Annotated in this window: 12 protein-coding genes; 4 read left to right on the forward strand and 8 right to left on the reverse strand. The window is 39.3% G+C overall.

Annotation, left to right across the window (positions count from 1 at the left end):
- Positions 1–136: 136 nt before the first annotated feature.
- The gene (locus NG743_RS19970) at positions 137–259 is read right to left on the reverse strand and encodes a histone H1 (RefSeq protein ID WP_027400631.1); all 123 of its coding nucleotides are present in this window, start codon (positions 257–259) and stop codon (positions 137–139) included.
- Positions 260–390: 131 nt separating this feature from the next.
- On the opposite strand from NG743_RS19970, the gene NG743_RS19975 reads away from it, so the two are divergent.
- The 4 genes from NG743_RS19975 to NG743_RS19990 all read left to right on the forward strand — a co-directional run bounded on the left by NG743_RS19975 (position 391) and on the right by NG743_RS19990 (position 5,566).
- A complete protein-coding gene (locus NG743_RS19975) occupies positions 391–1,866 on the forward strand; it encodes an RNA-guided endonuclease InsQ/TnpB family protein (protein WP_257120752.1) in 1,476 nt (491 codons plus the stop codon).
- Between the two features lie 386 nt (positions 1,867–2,252).
- Positions 2,253–4,364: a bifunctional arginine dihydrolase/ornithine cyclodeaminase gene (gene argZ, locus NG743_RS19980; protein WP_257120753.1), complete on the forward strand. Its 2,112-nt coding sequence runs from the start codon at positions 2,253–2,255 to the stop codon at positions 4,362–4,364.
- Positions 4,365–4,629: 265 nt separating this feature from the next.
- Entirely contained in the window at positions 4,630–4,806 is a 177-nt protein-coding gene (locus NG743_RS19985; protein ID WP_257120754.1) for a hypothetical protein, read from the forward strand.
- A gap of 142 nt (positions 4,807–4,948) precedes the next feature.
- On the forward strand, positions 4,949–5,566 hold the full coding sequence (locus tag NG743_RS19990) for a hypothetical protein (protein ID WP_027402130.1): 618 nt from the start codon (positions 4,949–4,951) through the stop codon (positions 5,564–5,566).
- A gap of 42 nt (positions 5,567–5,608) precedes the next feature.
- Here NG743_RS19990 and NG743_RS19995 read toward each other — a convergent pair whose 3' ends face one another.
- The 7 genes from NG743_RS19995 to NG743_RS20025 all read right to left on the reverse strand — a co-directional run bounded on the left by NG743_RS19995 (position 5,609) and on the right by NG743_RS20025 (position 16,345).
- Positions 5,609–6,460 carry a DUF4351 domain-containing protein gene (locus NG743_RS19995; RefSeq protein ID WP_257120755.1) on the reverse strand — a complete coding sequence of 284 codons (852 nt, stop codon included), beginning with the start codon at positions 6,458–6,460 and terminating at the stop codon, positions 5,609–5,611.
- 584 nt (positions 6,461–7,044) lie between these two features.
- A complete protein-coding gene (locus tag NG743_RS20000; protein WP_257120756.1) occupies positions 7,045–9,018 on the reverse strand; it encodes a bifunctional serine/threonine-protein kinase/formylglycine-generating enzyme family protein in 1,974 nt (657 codons plus the stop codon).
- Positions 9,019–9,564: 546 nt separating this feature from the next.
- Complete coding sequence (locus tag NG743_RS20005; RefSeq protein ID WP_257122116.1) at positions 9,565–11,160, reverse strand: IS1634 family transposase; 1,596 nt, start codon at positions 11,158–11,160, stop codon at positions 9,565–9,567.
- Between the two features lie 925 nt (positions 11,161–12,085).
- A complete protein-coding gene (locus tag NG743_RS20010) occupies positions 12,086–12,283 on the reverse strand; it encodes an NblA/ycf18 family protein (protein ID WP_027402129.1) in 198 nt (65 codons plus the stop codon).
- 1,040 nt (positions 12,284–13,323) lie between these two features.
- A complete protein-coding gene (locus NG743_RS20015) occupies positions 13,324–14,052 on the reverse strand; it encodes a Stp1/IreP family PP2C-type Ser/Thr phosphatase (protein WP_027402128.1) in 729 nt (242 codons plus the stop codon).
- Between the two features lie 21 nt (positions 14,053–14,073).
- Positions 14,074–15,759 (reverse strand): ABC1 kinase family protein, encoded by a 1,686-nt coding sequence (locus tag NG743_RS20020; RefSeq protein ID WP_027402127.1) that lies wholly within the window; start codon positions 15,757–15,759, stop codon positions 14,074–14,076.
- A 262-nt stretch (positions 15,760–16,021) separates the two neighbouring features.
- Positions 16,022–16,345 carry a DUF6825 family protein gene (locus NG743_RS20025; protein ID WP_027402126.1) on the reverse strand — a complete coding sequence of 108 codons (324 nt, stop codon included), beginning with the start codon at positions 16,343–16,345 and terminating at the stop codon, positions 16,022–16,024.
- Between the last annotated feature and the right edge of the window lie 256 nt (positions 16,346–16,601).

The following is a 16,601-nucleotide window of genomic DNA, read 5'->3' on the forward strand; positions in this document are numbered from 1 at the left end:
ATTCCACGCCACCAGGGGATCGCGGGAAGGCTGGGAGCCGCGTCTCTTTAGAGCGCGGGGGAAAGCCTACCCGTGCGGTTTTAACCGCTTCCAATATTCTCGATCATGATGCGGGTCATTAAATCTTTTCAACATTTTATTTCTCTCTAACTAATCTTTTTAAGGCTGACGAAAGACTCATTCCCCAACCTTGGGCGATATCCTCAAGTTTCTTTCTTTCAGTTTCATCTAGGTACACCGCTAGAGGTTTTTTCTTCATATACAATATTGGGTTGACATTACTGTAATACTGCCATATAATAGTTATATCGTCAATCACATCAACAAAATAAACCTGTGCAAATACGCTGGAGATTCAAGCTACAACCGAATATTGGGCAACAAGCCTTAATGTCTGAGTGGCTTGTTACTTTACGGAAACACAGAAATTATTGTTTGGCAGAACGTCAGCGCGGATTTGAAACTAATAACCAGAAATCAGACGAGTCAGTAATTTACCAATATGGTGCATTTTCAGACTTAGATACTCGTATTGAATATGGCTCTTATTGCCCTTTGACCTGCCCCGTCGTTAAGCATGGTGTAATGTCCTCTGGGTTAACAAAAAATAGTAAGAAGCATGGTTTAACCTGGGGTAGTGCGACTGATATTCAAGGCAAGAGAACAACTGAACTACGTTCTGAGTCTGAATGGTATAGCCGAATTAATTCAGATGTTTTACAAGGCAATTTAGCTAAATTAGATATTGCTTATAACGGATTTTTTCAACACAAAAGGGGTTTCCCTGCGTTTCGTAAAGCAGCCAACTTTAAAACATTTCAATTCAAGCCAGGACAAGTAAAATTAACTGTTAATCGTGAATCTAATCAGCCCCGATGCTATTCCCATGCCTACTTTCCTGGACTGGGGACTATGCGCTATTTTGATAGTCGTACTATTCCAATAGATGCTGATATTAGAACGGTGACAGTGATTAAAGAAGCTGACGGATGGTACATGAGTGTATTACTCGAGTTACCTGAATCCCTACCTGAAGTTACAGAAATTGAAACCGTCAAATCAGCAGTAGGTATTGATGTAGGAATTAATAAATTAATTTCTTTGTCGGATGGTTCGTTTATTGAAAATCCTCAATTTGCAACTAATAAAAAAGTCCGCCGTCAATTAAGAATCAGACAGCGCCGAGTTAACCGCAAAATCAAGGGTTCTAATAATCGCAAAAAAGCCGGGAAAATAGTTGCCAAGCTACATAAAAAGATTGCAGATAAGCGAAATGATCATCAATGGAAAGCAGCCAATAAAGTTGTTAACACCGCTGAGGCAATTGTCCAAGAGGATCTAAATGTTAAGGCTATGAAGTCCCGCTGCAAACCCAAAAGGCAGCAAGGACGATTTATGGCTAATGGTCAATCTGCAAAACGTGGATTAAATCGCTCTATTTCTGATGCCAGTTGGGGCGAATTATTTTCTAAGATTGCTTGGCTGGCATTGAAGTCTGGTAAGCCAGTATTATCCGTTAATTCTAAATTTACTTCTCAAGAATGTTCGGCTTGTCATCATATTAGTAAAGCTAATAGAGATGGCGAAAAGTTCATTTGTGAACATTGTGGTCATATTGACCATGCTGATACTCAGGCTTCTCGGACAATTTTACGAAGAGCTAATTTGAAATTCGTCAGCAACAGACGTAAAAAGCCGACGCACCAATCGTTAGTGCCTACTCCTGGACTGGGAGAAAGTAACGCCCTTTTATGCAACGATGCCGCCAGAAATGGCAAACGGCATCAGGCGGGGAACCGTACATCTAAGGTAATACCTGAAAAGCGGATATTATTCGAGCAGTTGTGTTTGCAATTATTCGATTAAGAATCCCCGTGTCTTTAGACCGGGGAGTGTCAACTCAGAACCTTCAGGTAAATTACAGGCTGTTTCCAAAGTGAATATGCCGTTACGATAGACGGCTTTTAGGATAGGGGGCATAGGAGAAAACTCCATAATTTAATTATTGTAGAGCAAGTTCAGCCAACAATCAGAGTCACCCATCAATTAACAAGTTAATATTGCATTCAAATACAACCTTTTCCCTCCTACCGCTCACATTGTCCCTAGCAGTAATAGAATAATAACGATATCCTTGTAAAGCCTACCAAGAGCAGAAGGTAGAGGTTAAGTAGCAGATTTGACAGAATTGGATCACCAAAACTCTGTATCCAGAAGACATTAGTAGCATTTTAGAAGTTCGTAAAATTTTTATGGTTTCCCAAATTCGTTTTTTGATGTGCGCTCCTGACCATTATGATGTGGATTATGTGATTAATCCTTGGATGGAAGGGAATATTCATAAGTCATCACGCGATCGCGCCGTAGAACAATGGAATAAATTATACCATGTAATTAAAGATCATGCCATTGTTGATTTAGTGCCTCCCCAAAAAGGTTGGCCTGATATGGTATTCAGTGCTAACGCGGGTTTAGTCCTTGGTGAGAACGTTGTTCTCAGCCGCTTCCTACATAAAGAACGCCAAGGTGAAGAACCGTATTTTCAACAGTGGTTTGAAAATAATGGATATAATGTATACACTCTTCCTAAAGATCTCCCCTTTGAAGGTGCTGGTGACGCACTCCTAGACCGGGAAGGGCGGTGGTTATGGGCTGGATATGGTTTTCGGTCAGAATTAGATTCTCACCCCTACCTGGCTAAATGGCTGGACATTGAGGTGATTTCTCTGCGGTTGATGGATGAGCGTTTTTATCACCTGGATACCTGCTTTTGTCCTTTGGCAAATGGTTATTTGCTGTATTATCCTGGCGCGTTTGATTCCTACTCTAACCGCGTGATTGAAATGCGCGTCGCACCGGAAAAGCGGATAGCAATTGAAGAAGCTGATGCTGTTAACTTTGCTTGTAATGCGGTGAATGTTGATAGCATCGTGATTATGAACAAAGCTAGTGATGGTTTAAAATCACGTTTGGCTGAAGTTGGTTTTCAAGTTATTGAAACCCCGTTAACGGAATTTCTCAAAGCTGGTGGGGCGGCTAAATGCTTGACTTTGCGGGTGACAGAACCTATTGGCGAGGAAATTCACGCTAATGTATCTGTAGAGAGTCGTATCATTCGCATGGAAGGACACTTGCTAGATGCAGGTTTGATTAACCGCGCTTTAGATTTAATTGTGGAAATGGGGGGAAGTTTCCAAGTTCTCAAATTCAACTTGGGAGAACAACGTCAAAGTACATCTGCGGCTGAGGTGAGGGTATCTGCACCATCTCACGAAGTGATGGAAGAAATTATCTCGCAGTTGATTGATTTGGGTGCGGTTGATTTACCCCAAGATGAGCGCGATTCTAGATTAGAACCTGTTATCCAAGCGGGTGTTGCTCCTGATGATTTCTATGTCAGCACGATTTATCCTACTGAAATTCGGGTAAATGGAGAATGGCTGAAGGTGCAAAATCAACGCATGGATGGGGCGATCGCTATTTCCACAACTGCTAATGGTATAGTAGCAAAATGCAAACTCCTCCGTGATTTAGAAATCGGCGACAAAGTAGTTGTGGATGTATTGGGTATTCGCACCGTCCGCAAAGCCGAATCACGCGAACAACGCAATTCTCAAGAATTCAGCTTCATGTCTTCCGGTGTTTCCAGCGAAAAACGGGTGGAATTAGTTGTGGAACAAGTGGCTTGGGAATTACGTAAAATTAAGGATAGCGGCGGTAAAGTAGTTGTCACAGCAGGTCCTGTGGTGATTCATACAGGTGGGGGTGAACATCTCTGTCGCTTAGTTCGAGAAGGCTATGTACAGGGTCTTTTGGGCGGAAATGCGATCGCTGTTCATGACATGGAACAAAACCTGCTGGGAACTTCCCTGGGTGTGGATATGAAGCGGGGTGTGGCTGTGCGGGGTGGACACAGACATCATTTAAAAGTAATTAATACTATCCGCCGTTTTGGTAGCATTGCTAAAGCTGTGGAAGCAGGAGTGGTGAAAAGTGGGGTGATGTATGAATGTGTGAAAAATAACATTCCCTTTTCCCTCGCTGGTTCAATTCGGGATGATGGTCCTTTACCCGATACCCAAATGAACTTGATTCTAGCACAACAGGAATATTCCCAAATCATCCAAGGTGCAGACATGATTCTCATGCTGTCTTCTATGCTGCATTCTATTGGGGTGGGAAATATGACTCCGGCTGGTGTGAAAATGGTTTGTGTGGATATTAATCCGGCTGTGGTGACAAAATTGAGCGATCGCGGTTCAATAGAATCTGTCGGTGTGGTGACAGATGTGGGTTTGTTCCTCAGTCTATTAACTCAGCAATTGGATAAGTTGACCAGTCCTTATGTTGCTAATGTAGGTTAACAAACACAGCCTTTAAGATTCTCTATCTTGTGGTGCGGGCATCTTGCCCGCTTTTCCGCTTTCTTGTTTTGTATAAAAAATAATTAAATGAACCACAGAGGCACAGAGAACACAGAGGAATATAATATAAGCAGTTATAATATAAACAACGCTAACAAAGGAGATAATTCATTAGACATCTCCGGTAAAGATTGTAGAGACGTTCCATGGAACGTCTCTACAGAGGTTTCATGTCACGCATATTTAATTTTCGGAGATGTCTATTATGTTACAAACTGTGAAAGGAATCTACAAAAATAGCAAAGTCGAGTTAGCTGAAATTCCTAAAAATATCTTAGAAAGTCAAGTTTTGATCACCTCTATAGAAATTACAAAACCGGAAAATATTGGTGTGAAAAGTTCAACAGCAGAATTATTTAGCTCCCTACGTGGTAAAATTTAATATTTTGAAGATATCACCACACCCACAACTGAAGAATGGGGCGAAATATGACTGTTATTTTAGATACTTGTGCTTTAATTTGGTGGAGTCTTGATCCAAATAAATATTTGTATATTAACCTAACAGTAGTGAAAAAATAATTATGGGAAAAACACCAATAATTGATTCTAATCAATCCTACACCTTTGCTGATTATTTCAAATTGAATTATGAACCAGATGAAATTATAGAATATTTTGGCTATAGCTTTCAATCACAATCTCTTACCTTACCCACAACTCAACAAAACTTAGAAAGATTAACAGACCTAAAAAATCGTATTGAAGAAAGTTTACCCTATATTAGTTTAACCAGTGAAACCGCCAGGAGAGAATTTTTAATTGCTCCTGTAATTATGGAACTAATTCACTATACCCATGCTAAAGTTAAAGTAGAGTATGGGTTGAATATCAATAATCAATTAAAAGGAGTTGTTGATTATTATATTAAAGCTGACAATCAATTATTAGTTATTGAAGCTAAAAATGCCGATTTAGAAAGAGGAATTGTCCAATTAGCTGTAGAATTAATTGCCTTTGATAATTGGTCTATTATTGATCATCCTATCCTCTATGGTGCAGTTTCTATTGGTAATATTTGGCAATTTGTAATTTTACATCGTGAATCAAAACAAATTACTCAAGATCTAAACCTTTATCGTGTACCCAATGATTTAGAAACTTTAATGAAAATTTTAGTAGCTTTAATGAAAAATTTATAATTATCAAGTAGGTTGGGTTGCAAAACCCAACCCCACAAATTATTAGTTCTGATGATCTTGTTGATTTAACCAAGTGACTAAATCAGCAACTTCCGAAATATTAAACAACGCCGCACCTAGATTTTCTAACTGTTCTACAGGTAAACCTTTGACTCTTTCAATTATTAAAGAATCAAGTTCACCAAACCGTTGATTAAGTAAAAACAAACAAAATTTAAGTTCTCCTTTTTGTTCTCCCTTTTGTTCTCCCTTTCTTTCGCCCTTTTGGAAAATATCCTGATAAATGACTGATTCTTGCATAATATCCTCACTTAACAATTGACGAATAAAGTCTTTCTCAAATCGCAAACCTGCTAAAATCTCTGTGTAAGCTGCAATATCCTGTTTAGTCTCCCTATCTGCAATTTTAGCAACATTCTGGGAAACCTGAGATAATAAACCTTGGGGTGAATTTGTCTGTGTTAATGGTGCTAATGGCAATAATGCCAGATTATTGAGAAATAAGGCTGAATCTTGTTCCCACATTCTGATTACACGATAACGGTGTCGTGTTGTTTCGTTAACATATTCTTCAGTGAAAACAATTGGATCATTTGTTTCTTGTAAGAAAATCACGACTTGAGTAACAGGAACTTGATATGTACGGATTAATCTCACTGAATAGTCTAACTCTCTAAAAGGAATTGGAGGTTTAGATTGTGGGTTGGTTTGAAATTCAATATGTAAAATCCGATTTTCTGTTTGTAAGAAGGTGACAAAATCAGCGCGAATTGGTTCTATACTCAATTCGGTTTTTAAGACTTTGATCGTTTTTGGTGCTTGGGGAAGCAACCATTTAGCAAAATCAAAGGGATATTTTTCTGCTAGTAATTTACAAACGTTGTCAAAACTCATAAGATTATAAAATTAAATTGTCAGAATCAGGATGTCCAGGATTTAAGGATTTTCAGGATGTTTGTTTGAGTTGTGTTTTTATGGTTTAAGAGTTTATGATTAATGTTAATATATACGATTTTCAACATAAAATTTTCAAAATACAAATTATAAATACTTAATTCATTTAAACTAATTTAGGGATAGGAATATGGACATGACAAAAATCCTGATTCAGACAATATTCAGTTTCGCGCAAAGAAAGATGCAAAGCAGCAAAGACGCAAAGGAAAACCAGCAATTTATCAATAACATCCTGAAAATCCTAAAATCCTGGATATCCTGATTCTGACAATATTGAATATTCATTTTCACGCAAAGACGCAAAGGAAAACCAGCAATTTATCAATAACATCCTGAAAATCCTAAAATCCTGGATATCCTGATTCTGACAATTTAAAAAATGTGTGCTATCCTAAGCAAGGACACCACAATCGGCTTTATTGTCGAAAGAAAAAATTTTATTTTTCCGCCTAACGGCAGGGGTTAAGAAGGGAAAAGAGAAAGAAGGGAAAAGGGCAAAAGAGCAAGAGTGTAAAGGGCTACTAAGTCCTCCCAACGGTGCAGACAACACGAAAACCAATAAGGTAGTTGAGGTTGCCGCGCTCGTCCATAGTGTAGCTGTTGCGAGACGCAGAACGGCAATACTGAGGAATGTTGACCCAAAAACCGCCCCGCAGCAGCTTTAAACCGCTTTGTCCTGTCAAATCATTGCCGTCTTTAGATACATCACTATAATTACCTATATAGTCATCCAAACACCACTCCCATACATTACCGTGCATATCGTACAAACCAAAAGCGTTAGGGGGAAAAGAACCTACATCTGTGGTTTGTTGACGATACTGTCCTTTTGGCGCAGAACCATAAGTGTAATTACCATTATAGTTTACCAATTCTGGGTTAATACTTTCACCAAAATAAAACGGTGTGGTAGTTCCGGCTCTACAAGCATACTCCCATTCAGCTTCACTGGGTAATCTGTAGTTTTTTCCTGTCTTCTGGCTTAACCTTTGACAAAAAGTAACTGCATTATTCCAACTGACTCTTTCCACTGGGCGATTATTGCCTTTGAATCGAGAAGGGTTACTACCCGTGATAGCTTGATATTGTGCCTGTGTCAATTCATATTTTGCCATGAAGAAACTAGGAACAGTAACTTGATGTTGGGGACCTTCGTCTAAAAGCCAACCTGCTTCGTTTTCCGGTGAACCCATGATAAATGTTCCGCCTGGGATTTCCAGCATTTCCAATGTCACACCATTTCCTAAGTCTTCTGTGAAATATTTTGCACTTTCATTACGTCGGTTGATAATATTTCCTGATGCGTTGGTACGGACAACTTCAAAACTAAAGGTTTTCAGGTTATTTGTAGAAGTTGTATTTTTAGGAGTTGTTGTATTTTCAGGAGTTGGTGTATTTTCAGGAGTTGGTATATTTTCAGGTGTTGGTGTATCTGAAATTGAAGTTTGATTTTGCTTCCCAGAAAATAAATTTTGTCCCACAAATGCGACAGTTACACCACCTAAAAATAATCCTCCATAGATAAAACCGCGACGATTGATTCTAGTTGGATAATTTCCCAAAGATTGATTTTTATTTCCCCCTGGAGATACAACAAATGTAGGAGAAATTTCTAAATCTTTGATGACCTCATCCGCAGATTGATAACGTTTTTGAATATCAACTTTCAACAACTTATCTAAAACTTGCCCCAATTCCTGACTCACAGAACCAGATAAATATTGTCGCCAATTATTCACCCAACTAAAACCATTTATTGTCCATAAATTAAAAGGATCAACCCCTGTTAATAAATGAAAACAAGTTGCACCTAAAGCAAATAAATCACTGGCTGGATAAGCTTCACCACCTTGTATTTGTTCCAATGGACTATACCCATAAGAACCTATTTGTGTTCCTATTTGGGTGTGAACTGTGGTAGTTAATTGTTTCGATGCCCCAAAATCAATTAATACCAACTTCCCATCACTGGCTCGGCGCATGATATTCTGTGGTTTAATATCCCGATGAATAATATTACGTTCATGAATAAACTTTAAAGATGGTAATAAATCTAGTAATAATTCCCGAATTTGGGTTTCCTTGTATTTTCCCTTTTGTGCTAATTCATCTAATAAATTTTCCCCTTTAATAAACTGTTGTACCAAATAGAGAAACCCATTATCTTCAAAATAAGCAAACAGCGTTGGTATTTGTGGGTGTTCTCCTAAATCTTGTAAACGTTTAGCTTCTTCAATAAATAATTCTGTAGCTTTTTTTAAAGCGTAAGTTCCTGACTGTTTAGGAGCAAGTTGCTTGATTACACAAGGTTCATTGAGTTTCTGGCTATCTTCCGCTAAATAGGTTCTCCCAAAACCACCTTCAGCAGAAAGCACCCGCAATACTCGAAAGCGATTGATTAATAATGCTATTAACGGGGTTCTGCAAGATTGACAGAACTTGTGATCATCAGGGTTGATAGGTTGGGAACAATCCGGGTTTAAACAGCAGATCATAATCTGTGGCAGATGACTGTATAACCTTTATCATACAACATAAGTAATTCTCTGTCCCTTCCTGATATAGCGGTATGCACTTAAATGAAATACATCATCAGCCCCTTCTCCTTGACAAAGCTATGGTGTACACACAAGTTAAATTACCCCCTACGGTGTACACACAAGTCTTAAAATTCCCCCTATGACTTGATTTCGTTATCTAATTTTAGCCCACATTCCGCACCCCAACTGTCACAGGAGTGGAATTACATAGGCAAGAAATAAAATTGAGAATAAAAAATAACATATTATCGAGAAAATACATTGGCAAAAAAGAAAAACACCAAAAATGGCATCAAAACCCATTGTCAATAAGGAGCAACAAGAATGAACACCACCCAGAGGGAGAAAAAGATAAATAAATGAAGATATTCAAGATACAGATTATAAGTTAGACTAATAAATTGAAGTAAAAAACGAAATTATAGACATAGTAAAATAGAGCAATAAATCAAACAGATTAGCTCCTAAATCTGATATTAATTAAATTAATGGAGAGAAGAATTAAGTGGCTAATTGATAGTAATGAAAACAATCATCTGGTAAAAGATTCAGAATAAAATCCCTATCTTGAGTCCAATTAGAGACGTGTTGTTCGTTGTTATATTCAACTAAATGAATACACTGAAAGCATTGAAAAATCCAGCGTAAAGTAGGACGGTCAGTTGCTTTACCTAATTGATTTTTAATTGTTGATTTAGAATCTTTCAGAGCATTTCTAATTTGACGTTGAGCCAAAGTATAAACCAGTAGACATAAACCCATAATCATTCCCAGAGACTCTATTCTCTCAGGACTTTTGAGAAAAATACTGTCTGCAAAAAATAATGGGTCTTTAAGAAAACCGAACCCCCGCTCACAAGACTGTTGAGCTTTATATTCACTCAGCATGGAATCATTGCTAAGTTCATTTGAATCTAAAACATTCGTAGCAATAATAAAACGTCCTGCACTCAGCAATTCTGTATTAATTTTACTTTCATTTTCGGAAACTGTAGCTGATATTTGGTAAGATATTTCTTCTGAAGAATCTTTTGTCTTAAATTTGATTTGAGTAACCAAAATTTCGTTAATTTGATGATATTTGAATTGTTTTGATAATTTTGATAATGCCTTGATAGCATCAGCCTCACAAGCAAATCTCTCTTGTGATAACTTTTTCAAATCTTTCACAGCTTTTGATTCTGCTTTGGTAATTTTTTGTCTGAGCTTACGCAGGTCTGATTCTCTTCTTTCTTGACTTTGCACTACTAACCATCTTTGTTCTATCCCTGCATAATTTTCGGTTTTTGATGCTAATTTATATCCTGGTATTGTACTATCAATAAATTCTGATTCTGGTAATGTTGATATTAATGATTTTGCTGCTTTTATGCTTAATGGTACTCGACATAACCAACGTAATTCTGACATCATTTTCAGGTTTGATTCTGTATATAAAGCAGCGTCAGCAACGATGAGACTATTAACTTCTAATTGTTTTTGATATTCTACTGCTATTTGACCAAAGCATGATGAATCTGTTTGGTTTCCTGATGCTAGTTTTAAAAATATTGGTATGTCTCCATCTCCTGAACATATCATTTCTATGATGAATTGTTTTAAATCTGGTCTATGGTCACGGGAATAACCGTAGGTGATGGTTATCTCTTTTGGTGATTTTACTGCTAATTCTTCTAATTCTTGGTTATTTCCTACTTTTTGATTCTCAAATATTACTTCTGGTAAACTTGTATTATATTGCCCATGCACGTGTATTGATGATGAGTCTAAATGCGAGGTTGACAGTGATACTCCAAATTTTTGTGCTGCTTTTAAGGCTATGATAAAAAATAGTGTATCCAATCCTTTGATAAATAGTTTATCCATAACTCTCCCCAGTTTATCGTCGTTGAGATATTCTGGTTTTACTCCTGCTCCTATTAGATGTTCACAGGCGATTGTTTCAAAATATTGGGGAAACATATATAAGGGTTTCGATACAAATCCTAACCCGTTTATTATCATGGCTTTTACTACTTGACCTGCACTTACTTTCTCGTCTTTTTCAACTCCTATTAATTCATTTATTATTTCTACTATTCCGATTGAATCTATCATCCCTGCTACTATCCCTAGATGATCTATGTTTTGAATTTCTATTTCTTGGGGTTTTAATTTCACAACAGATTCCTCTACTTGTTCTATTGTGATTCTCTCATTTCTTGCTTTTGTGAACAATTAATTTTTTAATCATATCGAATTTTCTCTTTCTTTCAGTCCCGTTACGAAGTTCCACTTTCTCACTCCATGCCCAGCTTAATGCTACTTACTATCATTAAGCCTCTTACCCTTCGAATGATTTTTAGTTATTATGTACTACTCGCTAGGCTTTTTTGATATGTGACAGTTCAGGGTGCGGAATGTGGGTTTTAGGCTGTGCGATAGCGTTCGCGTCTCGTTCGCGGTAGCGTTCCGATAGCTTGCGTGGCGACGCAGGAGCCATAGGAATAGAGATAGCGCGACCTAGGAATCGCTCTGGAAGTCTTTCATTGCCTTCCCGTAGCGTCTCCCACAGAGGAGGAATAACGAAGCGATAGCGAAGCGCGACCTAGGAATCGCAAAAACCACGGGATTATCTGATTACTTGCGCTCGTGATGACAATTTCAGGGGTCTATAACGCCTGAAACCCTTGCAGATACCACTTGTGTGTACACCGTAGCCTTTTAGGAGAGGGCTAAGGAGAGGTAGGGAAGGGGGGTTAGGTTTCTGGAAATTATCGGTTTCATCTAATACTTTTCAAACAACCTCTTATACCAAATTTTTTTCATCTCAAATCTAAAATCTAAAATCTAAAATTCTTATAAGGGAAACTCTCTATAGAATCCCCGCCTCTTTGGACTGGGGAGTGTCAACCTATTTACACTATGCTGTAGTAGTAATCGAAGTTAACGCCCCAGCATCCCCAGCTTTTTTCCTGTCTGGAAACGAGCAAGAGAAGGAGGTCGCCCACTGCGATACAGGAGAAGTTACTCATTCGTAACCCTATGCCATATTGGGATCTGATTCTAGACCCCATTGGTGTTTGAGCATTTCTTGGTAAGTTGCTTCACGGACGACCATTTGCTCATAAAGTTTGACCAAAAAATCCTGAGCTTGTTCGTGGCTCATGTGTTGGACTTGTGTAGCAAAGGAGCGAATGCTAAATTGCTGTTCCAAAGATAGTTCAGTTCGTTGATTCATAATGAACTCCAAAACAAACAAGGTTTAAAGTCGAAATTGATAACAGAATTGAAAAGTTGGAAGTCAGTATTTAAAGGTAAAACAGGCTGTTGCTTGTTATTTAAATTCCTTAGTTCCTTTATTTGCAATCTGTTGAATTACATAAAAGTCCGAAGAGGTAATCCTTGGGCTAGATTTTGCTTAACATTTGTTTCTCTATATTAAGAAAGATAACAAGTCTTTGACAGTTTGCCCATCTTTTTGAATTTATTTTTCCGAGGTATGTGCTGCTATTGAATCTATTGATACGAGAATCAACTCCGCAGAGAGCAGATTTGTGCAAGTTGGATGGTTTGATTTTGGTGGATATTTTTGAAATTACAGTAGTTATGGGTTGGTTGCTATTTAGAGGTTATTGGTGAGAAATCAGGACACAGGCAAGTTTTATGCTTGGCACTGATTTTGATTATCTGATGTCTTAACCGCTTATTTGCTATTTATTTAAGACATACTACAAGGTGCAATATGTCAATTGTGGAAATTATAGAAATTTAAGCTCCTGTGGTAATTTTTGGAGATTAAAAATATTTTTATCAAATTGTTAATATAAAAAATGCTCAATTTGAACAAATTGTTAAGTATATTTACTTTTTTAGTTAGGCAAGGGGGAAGGGTTCATCTCGTTCCCAGTCTCTGACTGGGAATGCTATCACAGAGGCTCTGCCTAAATCTGTTGTTGAAGGCAGAGCCTTCTGGAGTTCATTCCCATACAGAGTATGGGAACGAGAGGAGACTGGAAAATTAGGCTTTTACGGACACAAGGACAACGGTAATATTATCGTGTCCACCTTATTCTTTGGCGGCTTCAACTAGGGTGTGAGCAGCTTTTTCTAAATTGGGTGCGTCGTTGATGTATTTAAAAATTTTCTGATCTATCATCTCGTTTCCAGTCTCTGACTGGGAATGCTATCACAGAGGCTCTGCCTAAATCTGTTGTTGAAGGCAGAGCCTTCTGGAGTTCATTCCCATACAGAGTATGGGAACGAGAGGAGACTGGAAAATTAGGCTTTTACGGACACAAGGACAACGGTAATATTATCGTGTCCACCTTGTTCTTTGGCGGCTTCAACTAGGGTGTGAGCAGCTTTTTCTAAATTGGGTGCGTCGTTGATGTATTTAAAAATTTTCTGATCTATGAGTTCTTCTGTGAGTCCATCACTACAGAGGAGTAGGCGATCGCCATTTTCGATAGTTAGGGGTTGAATATCAATGTGGTTGAGGTCTTCTCTGCCTAAACAACTAGATAAAACGTGACGATAGGGATGAACTCTGGCTTCATCAGCAGTAATGTCGCCAATTTTCAGGGCCTTGGCAATCCAGGTATGGTCTTCTGTAATTTGTTCTAATTGTGATTCTCGCAGACGGTAAAGACGGGAATCACCAACATGACCACATACGGGTAATTCCGATGGACGAATCATGATGACTACGGCTGTTGTTCCCATATCAGAACGTTCAGGATGATTTTGTTGGTCTTTAACTATGGCTTGATTGGCGGTGGATAAAGCTTGTTCTAAAATTTCTGAGGAAGATTGGGGGGATTGCCAATTTTGGTCTAGATATGAACGAATTTCTTCGGTAGCGATGCGACTAGCTTCTTCTCCTCCTGCATGACCACCCATTCCGTCGGCTACTATAAAGAATCGCCCTGCGGGATCAATATAGTAGGAATCTTGATTATAAGCACGAATAAGCCCCGGATCTGTACAACCGGTAGATTCAAGTTTCATAGATTTTTCGTGAACAATTAATTAATACATTCGATCATAACGGTCGAGGCGTAGAAGCAGACGAATCAGCATGAATGAAACTGATGCGGCAATTAAACCAATCAGACTTGCTAACCATACATAGTGGCTAACTAGAAGAATTGTGGCAGCAATTGTAAACCCACTGATAATAAGAGCATAGCTTATTCCCAGTTGAATATTACCCTGTCGCCGTATCAGGCGTTCAGTTTCTACGGAGCGAACTCTTAGTCGAATATCCCCACGTTCTATTTTATCTAGGGTATCTTCTAATCTTCGTGGTAATCCTAAAGCAGTGCTACTAACTTGGACTGCTTGACGACTTAATTCATTCAAGAAGCTATTCCCCTCAGAACTACTGTTATCTGTCATAAGCTGCATTGCGTAAGGCTGGGCAACTTCCATAAAGTTAAATTCTGGATCTAGACCTTTCCCCACACCTTCGAGGGTGGAAAAGGCACGCATGACGAAGGTAAAAGTGGCTGGAAATCTAAATGGTTGATCATAAGCGAGTTCATACAAATCCTCACTGATAGCTGCCACCGATTGGTTTTCAAAGGGCTTGTCCATGAAGTTATCCAGCATATACTGGACAGAACGACGGACAGGTCCCATGTCTTCAACTGGGGCGATCGCTCCTAAATCAACTAGAGATTTTACCACACGGTCGCCATCTTTTTGGGCGATACCAAATAAAGTTTCCATTAAGCCTTCGCGGACATTGGATTTAATTGTTCCCATCATCCCGAAGTCGTAGAAAATTAAAGCCCCGTCAGGACTAACTGCCAGATTACCAGGGTGGGGGTCAGCGTGGAAGAAGCCATTATTCAGCAGTTGATGTAGATAGGCTTGTGCGCCGTAACGAGCGATCGCTTTTCTATCCACACCAGCCGCATCTAAAGCATCATATTGACTAACTTTAATCCCCGGCACATACTCTAAAGTAATTACTCTAGAGGTAGCATAACGCCAATAGACTCTCGGTACTTTTACCCAATCATAAATACGGAAATTCCGGCGAAAAGTATCGGCGTTGCGTCCTTCATTCAGATAATCAATTTCTTCCCAGAGAATACGACAACACTCTTCATATATACCCATCCAATCTCTACCGCGTCCCCATTTGGGATGATTTTGAAAATAGCGGGCAATACCTTTAAGAATGCCTAAATCAATTTCAAACAGCTTTTTGAGTCCAGGACGTTGCACCTTGACAACTACGGACTCACCAGTATACAAAATCGCCTTATGGACTTGACCCAAACTAGCAGCAGCCAGGGGAACAGGTTCAAAATCTTGGAACAGGACGGAAATTTTCTTCCCTAATTCCTGCTCAATAATTCCTTCTACCTGTTCATAACTAAATGCCGGGACTCTATCTTGTAACTTAGATAACTCCTCCACATATTCAGCAGAGAAAATATCCGCACGAGTTGAAAACAGTTGTCCAATCTTAATAAAAGTCGGACCCAAATCTAAAAACGTCGTTCTAATCCAGATTGCTTGGGCTTTGCGTCTAGCTGCTTGCTTGGTTTCTGTTACACCACCGGGGTAACTCCAAGCCTTGTTATAGCGCCAAATTTTGAACATCAAGGTCAAGACAAAAGACCAAATATCCACAAAGCGGCGTTTGCTAGAGTATTCTTCCCGATTCCAACGGTATGCTTTGTCTGAGTAACCTTGTTCCATATTTTTCTTATACCGTCGGGTTGTTACGGAGGTAGGGGAGGTAGGGGAGGTAGGGGAGGTAGGGGAGGTAGGGGAGGTAGGGGGCAGGGGGCAGGGGGGCAGGGGGCAGGGGGGCAGGGGGCAGGGGGCAGGGGGCAGGGGGCAGGGGGCAGGGGAGCAGGGGGCAGGGGGCAGGGGACTAGGGATGATATTGATATTTTTCTTGCCTCTTGCCTCTTGCCTCTTGCCTCTTGCCTCTTGCCTCTTGCCTCTTGCCCATTACCTATTTTGCAGCATTACGATGCTTCTGCAATTCACTTCTTAATAGGGCAATTTCTGCCCTTAATTCGTCAATTTCGGTCTGTAAGTCTACTGAATCTCCCCCAGATGAACTATTACCTGTAGTTGTTCCAGTTGCAGACGATTCTGCCGCTCGATTAGCTCGTGCCATCACTTCTTCTGTAAACTGGCGTAGTTGCTCTTTAGTTTCAGCATCCAATTTGCCTAATTCACTCAAAGCATCAGTCAAGGCGACTTCTACACGCTCATTAATCACTTCAGCTACTGCTCTGCCTACGAAAAAGGCTTGCACAAGGGGATTACTCATAAATTTTTGTAAAGTTGCTCCGCAAAAAGAATTATAACCTGTATATAGGCCGTCATGCTTCTATCTGAAAGTTTTCTCAGTTGGTGAAATACAACCACTGTAAACAGGTGTCTCTCGTCAGAGGATGTTTGAAAAATTTCCGGCGATTATAAATCACGACGACACAAACAAAGTCCACCTGCGTGGACTAATGCAAATTCAAGGCTTTTAAACCCACGAAGGTGGGTTTCGTCTGTGTAGCCGCGACTTCTAGTCG

Origin of the sequence: Dolichospermum heterosporum TAC447 (assembly GCF_024584745.1) — a bacterium.
Classification (GTDB): Bacteria; Cyanobacteriota; Cyanobacteriia; order Cyanobacteriales; family Nostocaceae; genus Dolichospermum; species Dolichospermum heterosporum.